A 14,362-nucleotide genomic window follows, 5' to 3' on the forward strand; every position below is an offset into this window, starting at 1 on the left:
GTGTGTTCCTGTCGCATGCGAAGCGGCCGAGTATAAACACTGCGGCCGTTGGGGCTGTTCGCTTTTCGTTGGGCGGCACTACGCACGCGCCGGCGGCGCCACGCATCGACCGATGCGATACCCGCTCAATCCAGCGGACGCACCCAGATGTTGCGGAAGCTGATGGGCTGCGAGGGATCGCCGTGCGCCTGCAGCTTGATCGGCGCGTCGGTGTACGGCGTGTAGGCCGGCTTGCCGATGTAGACGGTTTCGCCGGTCAGCGCGGTGTGGTTTTGCACCAGCACGCCGTTGTGAAGCACGGTGACGTAGGCCGGCGCGGTGAGCGCGCCATCGGCGGCGAACACCGGCGCCGTCCAGATGACGTCGTAGGTTTGCCATGCGCCCGGCGGACGCATGGCGTTGACCAGCGGCGGCGTCTGTTTGTAGACGCTGGCGGCCTGGCCGTTGACGTAGGTGGGGTTTTTCCACGAATCCATGATCTGCAGTTCGTAGCCCGCGTCGCCCGGCCCGGTCGAGGCCAGGAACAGGCCGCTGTTGCCGCGCGCCTGGCCTTCGCCTGTGATATCCGCCGGCACCTGCCACTCCAGGTGCAGCTGATAGTTCCTGAATCGCTGCCGGGTCTGGATGTTGCCGGCCTTCTTGTCGACCGTCAGCACGCCATCGTGGACTTTCCAGCGGGCCGGCGAATGGTCGTCGACCGATTCCCATCGATCGAGGTTGCGGCCGTCGAACAGCACGATCGCATCCGAGGGCGGTGCGGCGTCGTGCTTGCCCGGTGTCACCAGCTTCGGCACCGGCTGCCATTGTTCGGTGGCCTTGGGGTCGGTCGGCGGGTGATCCGCGGTAGTGGCGAAAGAGGGTGCGGCGGTAGCCAGCGTGGTGAAGATCAACATGGTTTGCCAAGTCATGGGCAGCTCCGAAACAGGAAAATCAGACCGTACACACCCTGACCGCATCGGCGAAGGCGGCGAACGGGTCGGGCCCCGTCGGTACGAACTCGTGCGCGAGATAACCGTCGAAACCCAGATCCGCGATCGCCTTGGCGATGGCGTGGTAGTTGAGCTCCTGGGTGTCGTCGATCTCGTGGCGGCCCGGCACGCCGGCGGTGTGGAAATGGCCGATCCAGGCGATGTTGTCGCGGATCGTGCGGATCACGTCGCCCTCCATGATCTGCATGTGGTAGATGTCGTAGAGCAGCTTCACGTGGGGCGAATCGACACCCTTCATCACGGCGACGCCGAAGCGCGTGCTGTCGCCCTGGTAGCCGGGGTGGTCGACCTTGCTGTTCAGCAGCTCCACGCAGATCGTGATGCCGTTCTCGGCCGCATACGGCGCGATTTTCGAGAGCCCGGCGACGCAGTTGTCGATGGCATGGCCTTCATCGATGCCCGGCTGGCGGTTGCCGAACATCGTGATCAGGTTGGTCACGCCCGCGCGCTTGGCCAGCGGAATCGCGGCTTCCAGTTCCTTCAGCAGCACGGCGTGATGGGCCGGGTTGTTGAAACCCATGGTGAGGAAATTGTCGCGCTTGGCGGGGTAGCCCATGGTGACGGCCAGACCGCTGTCGTTGACCACCGACCATTCGTCCGCGTAGACCAGATCGACGCCGGCAAAACCGATTCCCTTGAGCCGCCGGCACAATTCCGGCAGCGGCGCCTGCGAGGTCCAGCGGCTCAGCGATTGCTTCAGGCGCCCTGGCGTCATCTTTTGCGACCGGGGCGGGTGCGACCCGCTGTCGGCCGATGCGGCCAGCCATGGCGCAGCGCCCAGCGCCGTGATGGTGGTGCCGAGCCAGGCCAGCGCATCGCGACGGGTGATGCCGCTGGCGGTCATGACGCGTCCATCCCCAGCACGCGGCGATTGAACGCGGCGTTGGCGCTGGTTGCGGCGAAGTCATCGAACGCGCGCTCGGTGACCTTGATGATGTGTTCGCGGATGAACGTCGCGCCTTCGGCCGCGCCTTGCTCGGCGTCCTTGATGCAGCACTCCCATTCCAGTACGGCCCAGCCCGGGTAGCCGTATTGCGCGAACTTGCTGAAGATCGAGCGGAAGTCGATCTGCCCGTCGCCCAACGAGCGGAAACGGCCGGGGCGGTCGATCCAGCTCTGGTAGCCGCCATAGACGCCCGAGCGGCCGTTGGGGCGGAACTCGGCGTCCTTCACGTGGAAGGCGCGGATGCGCTCGTGATAGAGGTCGATGAAGGCGAGATAGTCCAGCTGCTGCAGCACCATGTGGCTGGGGTCGTAGAGGATGTTGGCGCGCGGATGCTGGTCCACCGCATCGAGGAAGCGCTCGAACGTGGCGCCGTCGTGCAGGTCCTCGCCCGGATGCAATTCGAAACAAACGTCCACACCGGCGTCGTCGAACGCGTCGAGGATCGGACGCCAGCGCTTGCCCAGTTCCGCAAATGCCTGCTCGATCAACCCGGCCGGACGTTGCGGCCACGGATAGAACAGATGCCAGGCCAGCGCGCCGGAGAAGGTGGCGTGCGCGGTGAGGCCGAGGTGCTTGCTGGCTTTCGCCGCCAGCTTGAGCTGCTCAACCGCCCACGCCTGGCGCCCGACCACGTTGCCACGCAGCGCGGGCGGCGCGAAGCCGTCGAACAATGCGTCGTAGGCCGGGTGCGATGCCACGAGCTGCCCCTGCAGATGCGTGGACAGCTCGGTCACCGCCAGCCCGTGTTCGGCCAGCATGCCGGTGATGTCGTCGCAATACGTCTTGCTGGCGGCGGCCTGCTGCAGGTCGAACAGGCGGGTGTCGTTGGAGGGAATCTGCACACCGACAAAACCCAGCGACGACGCCCAGCGGGCGATGTTGGGCAAGGTGTCGAACGGTGCGGTGTTGCCCGCGTATTGCGCCAGGAAGATGCCCGGGCCTTTGAGTGTTTTCATGGGTCAGAGCCTCAAGACGGTTTCGACAGCCCAGGCGCGGCCATTGCCCGCCTTGGACAAGGGCACATCGGCCTGGTAGCCACCGGGGACGGCCACGTACTGCAGCACCTGCGTGCAGCCGGGTTCGGACATGAAGTAACCCAGCATCGCCAGCTTCTTGCTCATCAGCACGAAGGCCGCGGCGGAGTTGTGGTCGATGCGGCGGCCGCTGGCGAGCGCCTCGCCATGCAGCCGGGTGACCAGCGCCTTGCGCTGCGCGGCGTCGAGTTGCAGGAACGGCGTGCCGCCCGCGCGCTCGAACGCGGCCAGTGCGCCCAGGTAGCGCGCTTGTTCCGCCTTGGAATACACGTCCCGGAACATCTGCTCGATGAAACGCGGCACGCCCGCGTCCAGCGCGCCGGGGGTATCGGTGCGCGGGATGATGATGTCGACCACGGCGGCCACCACGTCCGCTTGCGGCGGGCTGAAAAAACGGGGGCCGATGGCGGGTTTTTGCGCGGCGGCATGCGCATCGAATACGGCCAGCAACGGCGCGCCTGCCGCGCTGAGCGCCAGCGCGGACATGCACTTCAACCATTCGCGACGGTTCATGGCGTTTCTCCTCAGACGTTGCCGCGCTTCAGTTCTTCCACGGCATGGTTGGCCGCGCGTGCCGTCAGCGCCATGTAGGTCAGCGACGGGTTCTGGCAGGCGGACGAGGCCATGCAGGAGCCGTCGGTGACGAAGACGTTCTTGCAGGCGTGCATCTGGTTCCAGCCATTGAGCACCGAGGTCTTCGGATCGCGGCCCATGCGCGCGGTGCCCATCTCGTGGATGCCGGCACCCACGTTCGCCTTGATCTTGTAGGTCGCCACGTTGCGGTAGCCGGCGGCACTGAGCATCTCGGCGGCGTCGTTCATGATGTCCTTCTCCATGCGGACTTCGTTCTCGCCGTGGGCGGCGTCGAAGTTGAGCAGGGGCAGGCCGTATTTGTCCTTGCGGTTGCGATCCAGGGTGACGTGGTTGCTGTGCGACGGCAGCATCTCGCCGAAGCCGGTCATCCCGATGCGCCACGGGCCCGGCGCCTCGGCCGCGCGTTTCAGCTCGTCGCCAAGCAACGGTTGGTCGACCAGTCGCGTCCAGTCCTGGCGGCTGGCGCCACCCTGGTAACCGAAGCCGCGCAGGTAGTCGCGCTTGTCGCTGCCGATGTTGCGGTAGCGGGGGATGTAGAAACCGTTGGGGCGACGGCCGGTGTAATAGCGGTCCTCGTGGCCATCCACCAGGGCGCCGGCGCCGCTGCCGAACACATGGTCCATGATGTTGTGGCCCACCTCGCCGCTGTCGTTGCCGAAGCCGTTGGGGAAGCGGCTGGAGGTGGAGTTGAGCAGCAGGTGCGCGGTGCCGAAGGTGGAGGCGCAGACGAAGATGATGCGCGCGAAGTAGTCGGTCTGCTGGCCGGTTTCGGCATTCAATACGCGCACGCCGGTGGCCTTGCCCTTGGCGTTGTCGTAGATCAGCTCGTGCACGATGGCGTTGGCCACCATGGTCATGTTGCCGGTGCGCTGGGCCGAGGGCAGGGTGGACGAGTTGCTGCTGAAGTAGGCGCCGTACGGGCAACCGCGCATGCACAGGTTGCGGTACTGGCAGGGCGCGCGTTGCGGGCTCTTGTCGTGCTTCAGCGGTGCGGACAGGTTGGCGGTGCGGCCGATGATGAGCCTGCGCCCCAGCTTGCTGGCCAGCTTCTCGCGGAAGTCCTTCTCGACGGCGTTGAGCTCCATCGGCGGCAGGTACTGGCCATCGGGCAGTTGCGCCAGGTGATCGGTGTCGCCGCTGACGCCGATGAACTCCTCGACGTAGTCGTACCAGGGCGCCAGGTCGTCATAGCGGATGGGCCAGTCCACGCCCACGCCATCCTTGCCGTTGGCCTCGAAATCCATCGGGCTGAAGCGGTAGCTCTGCCGGCCCCACATCAGCGAGCGGCCGCCGACCTGGTAGCCGCGGAACCAGTCGAACGGCTTGGTTTCCTCATACGGGTTGTCGAGGTCGTCGACGAACCAGTGCTTGGTGGATTGCTTGATGCCGTAGAAGGAGGGACGCGTGTGGACCGGATGCCGACGGATATCTTCCTGCGTGGGCTCGTCGGCGTAAGGCAGTTCCCATGGTGCTTTCATCGCCGTGGGGTAGTCGCCGTGCTCGACCATGCGGCCGCGGTCCAGTACCAGGGTCTTGAGTCCTTTCTCGGTCAGTTCCTTGGCGGCCCAGCCGCCGCTGATGCCGGTGCCGATGACGATGGCGTCGTAGATGTGGTTGTTCATGGAGCCCCCGGGGAAAAGGCGATCAGACGGAAAGGTGGGCGCTCAGCGCCACGGACGCAGGTAGTCGTAGTCGATGCGCGCGGCGTCGAGCTGGCTGATGCGCGAGAACGGGCCTTCCTGCTCGACGAAGCAATGCTTCAACCCGGCTTGATCCGCTGCGGCCATGATCGGTTTGTAGTCCAGCGTGCCGCGGCCCAGTTCGGAGCCCGGGTAGTTCCCGTTGCCGGCACCGGGCAGGAAATCCTTGGCGTGCATCAGCGGCATGCGGCCGGGGTTGGCCTTGAAGTAATCCGCGGGGTTCTTGCCGCCGACGTGGACCCAGCCGCAGTCCAGTTCGAACTTCACCAGGTCGTGCCGGGTTTCCTTCAGCAGCACGTCGTAGAACGTCTGGCCGCCGCCCACATCGGAAAATTCCAGATGGTGGTTGTGATACGCATACTGCAGGCCCGCCTGCTTGGCTTTCTCGCCCAGGCGATTGGCGTATTCCGCGGTGCGTTTGGCGCCGTCGAGTGAATAGTCCTGCTCGCCATGCTTGCCCTTGGCGGCCAGCTCTTTCTGCATGATCGCCGGCAGCATGCTGCTGACGATGTAGTGCGCGCCCAGCGTGTGCGCCGCCTCGAGGCCCGGCTCGAAACCGATGCCGTCGAAGTGAAGGCTGGGGCAGCGCAGGCCGGTGGCGTCCAGCTGGCCGCGCAGGGTGGCGGCGGTGCTGGTGATGATGGCCTCGATCTCGGTGTAGCCGATTTCCTTGAGTGTTTTCAGCGCGCCGACCGGATCGTCCTGATAGGCCTTGAGGATCATGTAAAGCTGGATGCCCATCGGCTTGCCCTGCGCGGCGGCGGCGAATGCCCTGCCGGCGGTGCTGGTGGCCAGAAATGCAGCGGTGCCGCAAAGCGCCGAGCGGGACAGGAACTGCCTGCGGGTCATCGTCATGGGGTTTTCTCCCGGGTGGCCAGGTCGAGGTGGGAAAGGTCGGGGTCCGCGGCGCGTTCGCGGTCCTTGAACAGCAGCACGAACAGCACCAGCACGGCGGCGGCGAAGCCGGCGGCGGTCAGCCAGATCGGGCGCCATTGATGCGCGACGATGCCCTGGGCGTCCGTCGCGGCGTAGGCATCGACGGCCAGCCCGGACAACCACGAGCCCACGAACATGCCCAGGCCATAGGTGATGAAGGTGATCAGACCCTGGGTGGCCGCGCGCAGGGCGGGCGGCGCCTCGCGGTCGATGTAGATCTGGCCGACCACGAAGAAAAAGTCGAAGCAGATGCCGTGCAGGATGATGCCCAGCCACAACATCCACATCAGCTCGTCCGGTGTGCCGAAGGCGAACATCACGTAGCGCACTACCCAGGCCAGCATGCCTACCGCCAGCATGTACTTCACGCCCAGGCGGCGGAAGAACCAGGGGATCAACAGCATGCAGAGGATTTCCGACATCTGCCCGCCGGTCATCTTGCCGGCCGCGTTGACCACGCCCACTTCGTTGAGGAACAGGTTGGTGAACGCGTAATAGAACTGCAGCGGGATGCAGATCAGGAACGAGGCGAGGGCGAACACCGCCATCGAGCGTCCGCGCAGCAGATGCAGGGCTTCCAGCGGCAGCGCCTGGCGCAGCTCGAAACGCTTGTTGCCGGCCAGCGGCGGGGTGGCGGGAAGGGTGAGGCAATAGCCCGCCATCGCCAGCGACAGCCCGGCCGCCAAATACAGCGGCGATGCGGTGGCCTCGATGCCGGCGGCGCCGACGACCAGGCCGACCACGATCCAGCCGATCGAGCCGAACACACGGATGGCGCCGAACTCCTCGCGCGGATCATCGATGTGCCGCATCGCCAGCGAGGTCGTCAGCGCCAGGGTCGGCATGTAGCAGAGGCTGTAGAGCAGCAGCGTGGCGTAGAGCACGCCGAATGCCTGCTGCTGCGCCGCGAACACCAGCAGCGCGGCACCCAGCACCTGCAAGGCGACCAGCACGCGGCGGGTATCAAACCAGCGGTCCGCCAGCAGGCCGGCGAACAGCGGCGAGATCATCGCGCCGATCGCCGTGGTGCCGGCGATGGCGCCGATTTCCGTGCCGCTGAAATGCAGCGTCTGGCCCAGCCAGGTGCCCACGGTGACGTACCACGCACCCCAGATCGCGTATTGGAAAAGCATCATCAAGCGAAGGCGCCACTTCATTTCCGTACTCCCCTTTTGCGTGGTGGTTCGCGGTCGTCTTCCACGTTTTGCCATGCGCCGCCCGCGGCATGGCTCTTGAGCATGGCATCGATCACCAGCGCGTTGCGGTAGCCGTCGGCGAAGGTCGGCAACGCGGCCGGTTTCGTCTGTGGCGTGCCGCCCTTGCGGATCCAGGCGTACGCATCGGCGATCAGGTTGCGGAAGGCGTCGCTCCACGCTTCCGGATGGCCGGCGGGCAGGTGTGCGTAGCCGCGTGCGGCCGAGTCGAGCAACGCCGGATCGCGCGACAGCACGGCGTTGGCGCGGTCGTGGTGGCCGATCCACAGCTCGTTGGGGTCTTCCTGGCGCCATGCCAGCGAGGCGAGGCGGCCATTCACTTCCAGTCGGAGATCGTTCTTGTGGCCGGGCAGCACCTGGCCCACGGTGACGCAGCCGCGGGCGCCGTTGTCGAAACGCAGCAGCACGCTGGCCGTGTCCTCGCTGGTGATCTTCACGTCGCGCCGCGGTGCCGCTTTTGCCTTGGCGAAAGCGCGCGTCGGCGCCGCCGCCACATGGCGCACCGGCACCGCCGTGTAAAGGTCGGCCAGCACCGCGGTGATGCGCGCGCCGGTGACGTGTTCGGCCAGGTCGCACCAGTGCGAGCCGATGTCGCCCAGCGCGGAACTGGCGCCGCCGCGCTTGGGATCGAGGCGCCACGAATAGGTCTTGTCGTCAGTCAGCCAGTCCTGCAGGTAGCAGCCGTGCACGAATACCGGTGCGCCCAATTTGCCCTTGGCGATCATGGCGCGCGCCTGTTGCACCAGCGCATGGCTGCGGTAGTTGAACGTGACCACGTGCGCCACACCGGCGTCGCGCGCGGCCTCGTGCAATTCGCGGCTTTCCTGCAGGTTGCTGGCCAGCGGCTTGTCGGAGATCACATGCTTGCCGGCGCGCAAGGCCGCCAGCGAAATCTCGCGATGCAGGTGATTGGGCGTGGTGTTGTGGACGACCTGCACGGCCGGGTCGGCCAGCAACTCGTGGTAGTTCGTGTAGGCATGTCCAACGCCAAGCTCGCGTGCCCGCTTCTGCGCCGAGGCCAGACTGGAACCGGCAAGGCCCACGACCTCTACATTGCCCAGCCGGCGCACGGCATCGATGTGATGCGCGGCGATGAAGCCTGGCCCGACCAGGGCCATGCCGAGGGCCTTCATGCGGATGCCTCGCGGTTCGGCGCGTCGTTTGCGCCTGCCATTGCGTGGGTGCCGCTCGATACGGGCTGGCTTGCCATCTCCCCTCCGGCGGCATGGCTGCCGCATGCGATGTATTCGATTACATGATGGCGGGAAACGACGGATTTACCCGGCTTCCCTCAGTCGGCGTTGCAAGACGAATATGCAAAAAACGTCGGAATACGTGGCAAGCTGTGTAACAGATGCGCAAATGCCCGCGCAACTGTTCGATGTAATCCATTACATTGCGTTGCACAAAAATTGCTGTGGACGGGTTGGGAAGCGCCCCGCATGGCGCGTTGGTTGGCCAGGCGAGTGCTATCGTGCGGCGCAGCGTCGACGAGGAGGTGGTAGACCGTGAGTTCGGAAGGATCCAGAGGCAAGCGACCCACCGCCAGCGCAACGCGCGCGGCCGCGACGCCCGCGCGGGTGAGGACGATCAAGGAGATCGCCGCCATCGCCAACGTTTCGGTGGCGACGGTGTCGCGGGCATTGCAGCGGCCCGAGGTGGTCAACGAGACCACGCGCCTGCGCATCCAGGAGGTGGTCAAACGCGTGGGCTACACGCCCAATGCGCTGGCGCGCAACCTGCGCACGGCAAGGACGCGACTGATCGTGGCGTTGCTGCCGGACATCGCCAATCCCTTTTTCTCCGAGGTGATCCGCGGCATCGAGCAGGTAGCGCACGAGAGCGGCTACTCGGTACTGCTGGGCGAAACCCAGAGCAGCCTGGTGCGCGAGCAGGCGTATGCCGACATGGTCGCCGCGCGCCAGGCCGACGGCATCATCACCATGTCGCACCGCGTGCCGAAGATTCCCATGCCGGGCCGGCTGCCGGTGGTCAACGCCTGCGAGTACGTGAAGGACAAGCAGATTTCCAGCGTCTACGTGGACAACGTCGCCGCCGCGGGCGCCGCCGTCGATTACCTGGTGATGCTGGGGCATCGCCAGATCGCCTTCGTCGCCGGCCCGCCGTCGAGCCCGATCTGCGTGGACCGCGAGAAGGGCTACCGGCTGGCGTTGCAGCGGGCGAAGCTCGCCGTCGATCCCGCGTTGATGGTCAGCGGCGATTTTTCGATCGAGGCCGGCGAGCGCGCCGTCGAGTTGCTGCTGTCGCAAGGGCAGTCGTTCAGCGCGGTGTTCTGCTCCAACGACGAAATGGCGATCGGCGCCATGCGCGCGTTGAGTTCGCACGGGTTGCGCGTGCCGGAGGACGTTTCGGTGGTGGGTTTCGACGACATCCGTTTCGCGCGTTACACCTCGCCCGCGCTGACCACCGTCGCGCAACCCAAGAATGCGTTGGGGCGCGAGGCCATGGCGATGCTGATCGAGTTGCTTGCCGATCCCGAGGTGCCGCCGCGCAAGCGGGTGCTGTCGGCGGATCTGGTGGTGCGCGGTTCGACGGCGCCACCGTCGCCGCGAAAGCGGAAGTGACGATCGGAGAGGGCTGGATTTTTAAGGCCCTTGGAGCAGCGAACTCCTCCTCCGATCACACTGAGCGTAGCCGCCCGCAGGGCGGCGAAGTCAAAGTGATGCGGGAAAGTTCACGAGGCGTGCCCTTCGACTCTGGCCGCTGCGCGGCCGACGCTCAGGGAGAACGGTGAGAGGGTGAGTTTCCACCGCGTTTTGAATGGCGTCTCAAGGCTGTGCGATGACGCAGCGCTCAAGCCTCGTCGCCGCGCACCTGCGCGTGGCTGATCAAGGCGAAGATGCAACTGCCGCCCACGATATTGCCCAGCAGGGTCGGCAGGCCGAAGTGGAAGACATAGTCGCCGAACCCGGCGCCGCCGCTGAACACCAAGTACAGCACCTCCACCGAGCCCACGATGATGTGGGTGAACCCGCCCAGCGCGATCAGGTAGGTGGTGAGCACGATGACGGTGATCCGCGCCTGCTCGGCAGCGGGCACCAGCCATACCATGGTGGCGATGAGCCAGCCGGCGAGGATGCCCTTGGAGAACATCTGCCCCGGCGAGTTGGCCATCACCTCGGCGCCGATGCCGACCAGGGCCTCGTGCGTGGCATGGTCGAACACGGGCATGTGCAGGATGCCGTAGGCAAACAGGGCGGTGCCGATGATGTTGCCCACGAAAACCACCGACCACAGCCGCAGCAGCGAAGCGAGCTTGGCCAGGTCCGGATGGGTCATCAGCGGCAGCACGGCCGTCATCGTGTTCTCGGTGAACAGTTGCTGCCGCGCCAGGATCACCACCAGAAAGCCGAGCGGATAGCCCAGGCTTTCGATCAGGAAGGCGCCGGGTGCGTCGCCGAGATGGCGATGCAGCAGGCCGCGCGCCAGCATGGAAAAGCCCATCGACAAACCCGCCGCCAGCGCTGACCAGCCCAGTGCCGGGATACTGCGCCCCAGTTCCTCCTCGCCCTGCAGCCGGATGGTTTCGTGCAGCACCGCGGCGCGGGGTGGTTGCTTCTCCTCCACGTCATGCTTTTCTTCGGTGGAAAGGGAGAAGCCGTCTTTCTCGTCGGCGGTCTGGTGATCGTCCGGGGTGGCGTCGGTGGCGAGTCGATGCTTGTTGTCGTTCATGGCGCGCTCCGCGGCGGGACGGGCGCTCAATCGGCGCCGGTTCGAGCCGGTGTTACGCGCCACACCGTGTTGCCGACGTCATCGGCCACCAGCAGCGCACCTTTCGCGTCCATCGCCACACCGACCGGCCGGCCGCGCGCGCGACCTTCGCTGTCGAGAAATCCCGTCAACACGTCCTGCGCCGGGCCGGCGGGCTCACCGTTGGCGAACGGCACGAAAATGACCTTGTAACCGCTGCGCGGCCGGCGGTTCCACGAGCCGTGCTGGCCCACGAATGCGCCGTTGCGATAGTGCGCGCCGAGCAATTGGCCGCGATAGAACATCAGGCCCAGCGAAGCGGTATGCGGACCCAGCGCGTAGTCGGGCACGAGCGCCGAAGCCACCAGCGCGGGGTTCTGCGGCTTCACCCGCGTATCGACGTGCTGGCCGTAGTAGCTGAAGGGCCAGCCGTAGAAACCGCCGTCCTTCACCGAGGTCATGTAATCGGGTACCAGGTCGCTGCCCAGTTCATCGCGTTCGTTGACCGCCGTCCACAACGCGCCGCTTTGCGGCTGCCAGTCCATGCCGTTGGGGTTGCGCAGGCCGGTGGCGAACGGGCGCGCCGTGCCGCTGGCGATGTCCACTTCGAGGATGCGCGCGCGATCCTTTTCCACGGCCAGGCCGTTCTCGCCCACGTTGCTGTTGGAGCCCACGGTGACGTAGAGCTTGCGGCCGTCCTGGCTGGCGATGACGTTCTTGGTCCAGTGGTGGTTGATGGTGCCGGCGGGGAGATCGATCACCCTGCGGCGCGGCGCGGCGATGCTTGTTTCACCGGCGCGGTACGGAAAGGCCAGCAACGCGTCGGTGTCGGCGACGTAGAAGGTATCGCCCACCAATGCCATGCCGAACGGGGAGTTGAGATGCTGCAGGAAGACGCTGCGCGTCTCGGCGACGCCATCGCCATCGGCGTCGCGCAGCAGGGTGATGCGGTTGGCGCTGGGGACGCCGGCGCCGGCGCCGGCCATGATCAGCCTGGCGACCCAGCCCTTGATGCCCTTGCTGTCGTCGGGTCTGGGGGGCGCGTTGGTTTCCGCCACCAGCACGTCGCCGTTGGGCAGTGTGTAGAGCCAGCGGGGATGATCCAGATCGCGGGCAAAGGCGTGGACCGTCAGGCCCGGCGCAGCGATGGGGTGTTCATGGGTGGACCAGCCAATCGCCTTGGCGGTGTTGACGGTGGGGATCAGGGTTTTGTGCGGCGGCGGCAGTTGCGGGTTCGGGCCCATGCCTTGATGCACGGTCAACCGGGCTGACTCGCCGCAGCTGGCGAGGGCGAGTGGGGCGAGGGCGATGAAGGCTATGGCGAATGCGTGGCGCATGGCATCGCTCCGGGGCACGTAAAGCGCAGTGCATACCGTGGGTAGGCAAGCGGGTGTGAATAGCGGGTCGCCAAGAGCGCCCTCATCCGCCCTTCGGGCACCTTCTCCCGCAAGCGGGAGAAGGGAGTGTTTCGACTTTACCAATCGGTGGGGCGGTAGTCCTTCAGGAACTGGCCCCACACGTGCTCGCCGGTGTTGATGCCGTGGATGATCGGGTCGACGATGCGGGCGGCGCCGTCGACGATGTCCAGCGGCGGGTGGAAGCGTTCTTCCAGCACCTTCTTTGCGGCCAGCTCGGCCGGGTCCTCATCGGTCACCCAGCCGGTGTCGACGCTGTTCATGTGGATGCCGTCGTTGTGGTAATCGGTGGCTGAGGTGCGCGTCATCATGTTCAGCGCGGCCTTGGCCATGTTGGTGTGCGGGTGACGGGTGGTCTTGAAGCTGCGGTAGAACTGGCCTTCCATCGCGGACACGTTGACGATGTGCTTGTCGCGCTCGGCCGTGCGCAGCATCAGCGGCTTCAGGCGCGCATTGATGATGAATGGTGCGATGGCGTTCACCAGTTGCACTTCCAGAAGTTCCACCGACGGCACTTCGGCCATCAGCAAGCGCCAGGAATTGCGCTGGCGCAGGTCGATCTGCTGCAGGTCCTGATCGAGCCGACCTTCGGGGAACAGGTGGCTCTGCGCCAGCAGTTCCTCGGGCAGCAGCGGCAGTTGCGACAACTCGGCGGCGCGGGTCAGGCCGGGGACGGCGGTGTCGCGGCCAGTGCTTTGGGGCAGGATGTTCGAGCCACGCAGGCCTTCGTAATGACCGACCAGCTTGCGCACGTGCTCGGGCATGTCGTGCAGCGCGGCGGTTTCGCCTTCCATCATGTGCGCGTAGAAATCCGGCGGGCGGCGCACGGTCTGGCAGGCGTTGTTGATGATGAAATCCAGCCGCGGCCGGGTCGCCACCAGCTCCTGGCAGAACGCCTCCACGCTGGGCGTGTGACGCAGGTCCAGGCCGTACACCTGCAGGCGGTGGCCCCACTCGGCAAAGTCGGGCTCCGCCGCGTAGCGCGCCGCCGAATCGCGCGGGAAGCGCGTGGTGACGATCAACTCGGCACCGGCGCGCAGCAGTTTCAGGCCGGCCTGGTAGCCGATCTTCACGCGGCCGCCGGTGAGCAAGGCCACGCGTCCATGCAGGTCGGCCAGCTCGGTGCGCTTGGCGTAATTGAACGCGGCGCAGGTCGGGCACATCTGGTCGTAGAAGAAATGCAGCGTCGTGTATTTCTGCTTGCACACGTAGCAATGCTTCGGCTCGACCGATTCGCGCGGCTGCGCCGCGTCGGCGTCGGGACCGACGTCGTGCGCGATGAATCCCTCGGGGGCGAACACGTTCGGCGTGGTGAACACCGGCTTGCGACGCAGGGTGCGGATGCCGGTCCGGTTCAGCACGCCGTCCTCGGCCTGCACCTTCGCCGCGTGGCGTGCCTTCTCGGCCGCCTTCAGCTTCACTCGCCGTGCCACCGGGTCGGGGTGGTAGACATTGGCCACGGCCAGCTGCAGCCGCGCGCGTTCGTCGGCGGGCAGGCGGTCCAGCAATTGGCGGTCGGCGGCCAGCGCCTCCAGCAGCGCGGTGGTTTCGCGCAATTGCGCCAGCAGTGCGGACTCGTCGTCATCCCGCGCGGGCAGGGTGGGGTGGGCGTTCATCGAAAGGTCTACCGCTGTGATTGATGGATCGGCGCGACCCTTGTAGGAGCGACTTCAGTCGCGACCCGCACCAGGCAGAAGCAACATCGCGAGCGCCGAAACCGCGTATTTTGCCTGCTTTCCCCCATCCCCGCCCGGCGTGCGCGTTTTCCCGCGCCGCGACGGCGACCGTGGACAGTAGAATGACGGGCTGATCCCGATCGATTC

General features: G+C 66.1%; 12 protein-coding genes. 1 reads left to right on the top strand and 11 read right to left on the bottom strand.

From position 1 onward, the window contains the following. Positions 1-125: 125 nt before the first annotated feature. Genes ACFPK0_RS07990 through ACFPK0_RS08025 form a run of 8 tightly spaced genes read right to left on the bottom strand, consistent with a single transcriptional unit; the run spans position 126 to position 8,546 of the window. Positions 126-908, bottom strand: a complete 783-nt coding sequence (locus ACFPK0_RS07990) for a 3-keto-disaccharide hydrolase (RefSeq protein ID WP_377339642.1) — start codon at positions 906-908, stop codon at positions 126-128. A 22-nt stretch (positions 909-930) separates the two neighbouring features. Beyond that, positions 931-1,833 (bottom strand): hydroxypyruvate isomerase family protein, encoded by a 903-nt coding sequence (locus ACFPK0_RS07995; protein ID WP_377339644.1) that lies wholly within the window; start codon positions 1,831-1,833, stop codon positions 931-933. Continuing rightward, positions 1,830-2,891 (bottom strand): sugar phosphate isomerase/epimerase family protein, encoded by a 1,062-nt coding sequence (locus ACFPK0_RS08000; RefSeq protein ID WP_377339646.1) that lies wholly within the window; start codon positions 2,889-2,891, stop codon positions 1,830-1,832. The genes ACFPK0_RS07995 and ACFPK0_RS08000 overlap by 4 nt, the downstream gene beginning before the upstream one ends. 3 nt (positions 2,892-2,894) lie before the next feature. Continuing rightward, the gene (locus tag ACFPK0_RS08005; RefSeq protein ID WP_377339648.1) at positions 2,895-3,482 is read right to left on the bottom strand and encodes a gluconate 2-dehydrogenase subunit 3 family protein; all 588 of its coding nucleotides are present in this window, start codon (positions 3,480-3,482) and stop codon (positions 2,895-2,897) included. 11 nt (positions 3,483-3,493) lie between these two features. Further along, positions 3,494-5,185 carry a GMC oxidoreductase gene (locus tag ACFPK0_RS08010; RefSeq protein ID WP_377339651.1) on the bottom strand — a complete coding sequence of 564 codons (1,692 nt, stop codon included), beginning with the start codon at positions 5,183-5,185 and terminating at the stop codon, positions 3,494-3,496. A 42-nt stretch (positions 5,186-5,227) separates the two neighbouring features. Then, the gene (locus tag ACFPK0_RS08015; RefSeq protein ID WP_377339654.1) at positions 5,228-6,118 is read right to left on the bottom strand and encodes a sugar phosphate isomerase/epimerase family protein; all 891 of its coding nucleotides are present in this window, start codon (positions 6,116-6,118) and stop codon (positions 5,228-5,230) included. Further along, positions 6,115-7,356: a nucleoside permease gene (locus ACFPK0_RS08020; RefSeq protein WP_082545946.1), complete on the bottom strand. Its 1,242-nt coding sequence runs from the start codon at positions 7,354-7,356 to the stop codon at positions 6,115-6,117. The genes ACFPK0_RS08015 and ACFPK0_RS08020 overlap by 4 nt, the downstream gene beginning before the upstream one ends. Then, complete coding sequence (locus ACFPK0_RS08025) at positions 7,353-8,546, bottom strand: Gfo/Idh/MocA family protein (protein ID WP_377339656.1); 1,194 nt, start codon at positions 8,544-8,546, stop codon at positions 7,353-7,355. Before ACFPK0_RS08025 ends, ACFPK0_RS08020 begins: the two co-directional genes overlap by 4 nt. Positions 8,547-8,921: 375 nt before the next feature. Here ACFPK0_RS08025 and ACFPK0_RS08030 point away from each other — a divergent pair, with 375 nt between their 5' ends. Continuing rightward, positions 8,922-9,998, top strand: a complete 1,077-nt coding sequence (locus ACFPK0_RS08030; protein ID WP_377339658.1) for a LacI family DNA-binding transcriptional regulator — start codon at positions 8,922-8,924, stop codon at positions 9,996-9,998. Positions 9,999-10,227: 229 nt separating this feature from the next. Here ACFPK0_RS08030 and ACFPK0_RS08035 read toward each other — a convergent pair whose 3' ends face one another. From ACFPK0_RS08035 to ACFPK0_RS08045, 3 genes are all read right to left on the bottom strand, one after another. After that, positions 10,228-11,106 carry a formate/nitrite transporter family protein gene (locus ACFPK0_RS08035; RefSeq protein WP_082520114.1) on the bottom strand — a complete coding sequence of 293 codons (879 nt, stop codon included), beginning with the start codon at positions 11,104-11,106 and terminating at the stop codon, positions 10,228-10,230. A 26-nt stretch (positions 11,107-11,132) separates the two neighbouring features. Beyond that, complete coding sequence (locus tag ACFPK0_RS08040) at positions 11,133-12,461, bottom strand: PQQ-dependent sugar dehydrogenase (RefSeq protein WP_377339661.1); 1,329 nt, start codon at positions 12,459-12,461, stop codon at positions 11,133-11,135. Positions 12,462-12,598: 137 nt separating this feature from the next. Next, positions 12,599-14,155, bottom strand: coding sequence for an SDR family NAD(P)-dependent oxidoreductase (locus ACFPK0_RS08045; protein ID WP_377339663.1), 1,557 nt, complete (start codon positions 14,153-14,155; stop codon positions 12,599-12,601). Positions 14,156-14,362 lie beyond the last annotated feature (207 nt).

Origin of the sequence: Rhodanobacter ginsenosidimutans, from assembly GCF_042655685.1 — a bacterium.
In the GTDB taxonomy this organism is placed as follows: domain Bacteria; phylum Pseudomonadota; class Gammaproteobacteria; order Xanthomonadales; family Rhodanobacteraceae; genus Rhodanobacter; species Rhodanobacter ginsenosidimutans.

Excerpts from the sequence above, each read along its gene's own strand:
- ACFPK0_RS08040 (WP_377339661.1), bottom strand. The coding sequence starts at position 12,461 with ATGCGCCACGCATTCGCCATAGCCTTCATCGCCCTCGCCCCACTCGCC.
- ACFPK0_RS08045 (WP_377339663.1), bottom strand. The coding sequence starts at position 14,155 with ATGAACGCCCACCCCACCCTGCCCGCGCGGGATGACGACGAGTCCGCA.
- ACFPK0_RS07990 (WP_377339642.1), bottom strand. The coding sequence starts at position 908 with ATGACTTGGCAAACCATGTTGATCTTCACCACGCTGGCTACCGCCGCA.
- ACFPK0_RS08000 (WP_377339646.1), bottom strand. The coding sequence starts at position 2,891 with ATGAAAACACTCAAAGGCCCGGGCATCTTCCTGGCGCAATACGCGGGC.
- ACFPK0_RS08005 (WP_377339648.1), bottom strand. The coding sequence starts at position 3,482 with ATGAACCGTCGCGAATGGTTGAAGTGCATGTCCGCGCTGGCGCTCAGC.
- ACFPK0_RS07995 (WP_377339644.1), bottom strand. The coding sequence starts at position 1,833 with ATGACCGCCAGCGGCATCACCCGTCGCGATGCGCTGGCCTGGCTCGGC.
- ACFPK0_RS08010 (WP_377339651.1), bottom strand. The coding sequence starts at position 5,185 with ATGAACAACCACATCTACGACGCCATCGTCATCGGCACCGGCATCAGC.
- ACFPK0_RS08035 (WP_082520114.1), bottom strand. The coding sequence starts at position 11,106 with ATGAACGACAACAAGCATCGACTCGCCACCGACGCCACCCCGGACGAT.
- ACFPK0_RS08020 (WP_082545946.1), bottom strand. The coding sequence starts at position 7,356 with ATGAAGTGGCGCCTTCGCTTGATGATGCTTTTCCAATACGCGATCTGG.
- ACFPK0_RS08015 (WP_377339654.1), bottom strand. The coding sequence starts at position 6,118 with ATGACGATGACCCGCAGGCAGTTCCTGTCCCGCTCGGCGCTTTGCGGC.
- ACFPK0_RS08025 (WP_377339656.1), bottom strand. The coding sequence starts at position 8,546 with ATGAAGGCCCTCGGCATGGCCCTGGTCGGGCCAGGCTTCATCGCCGCG.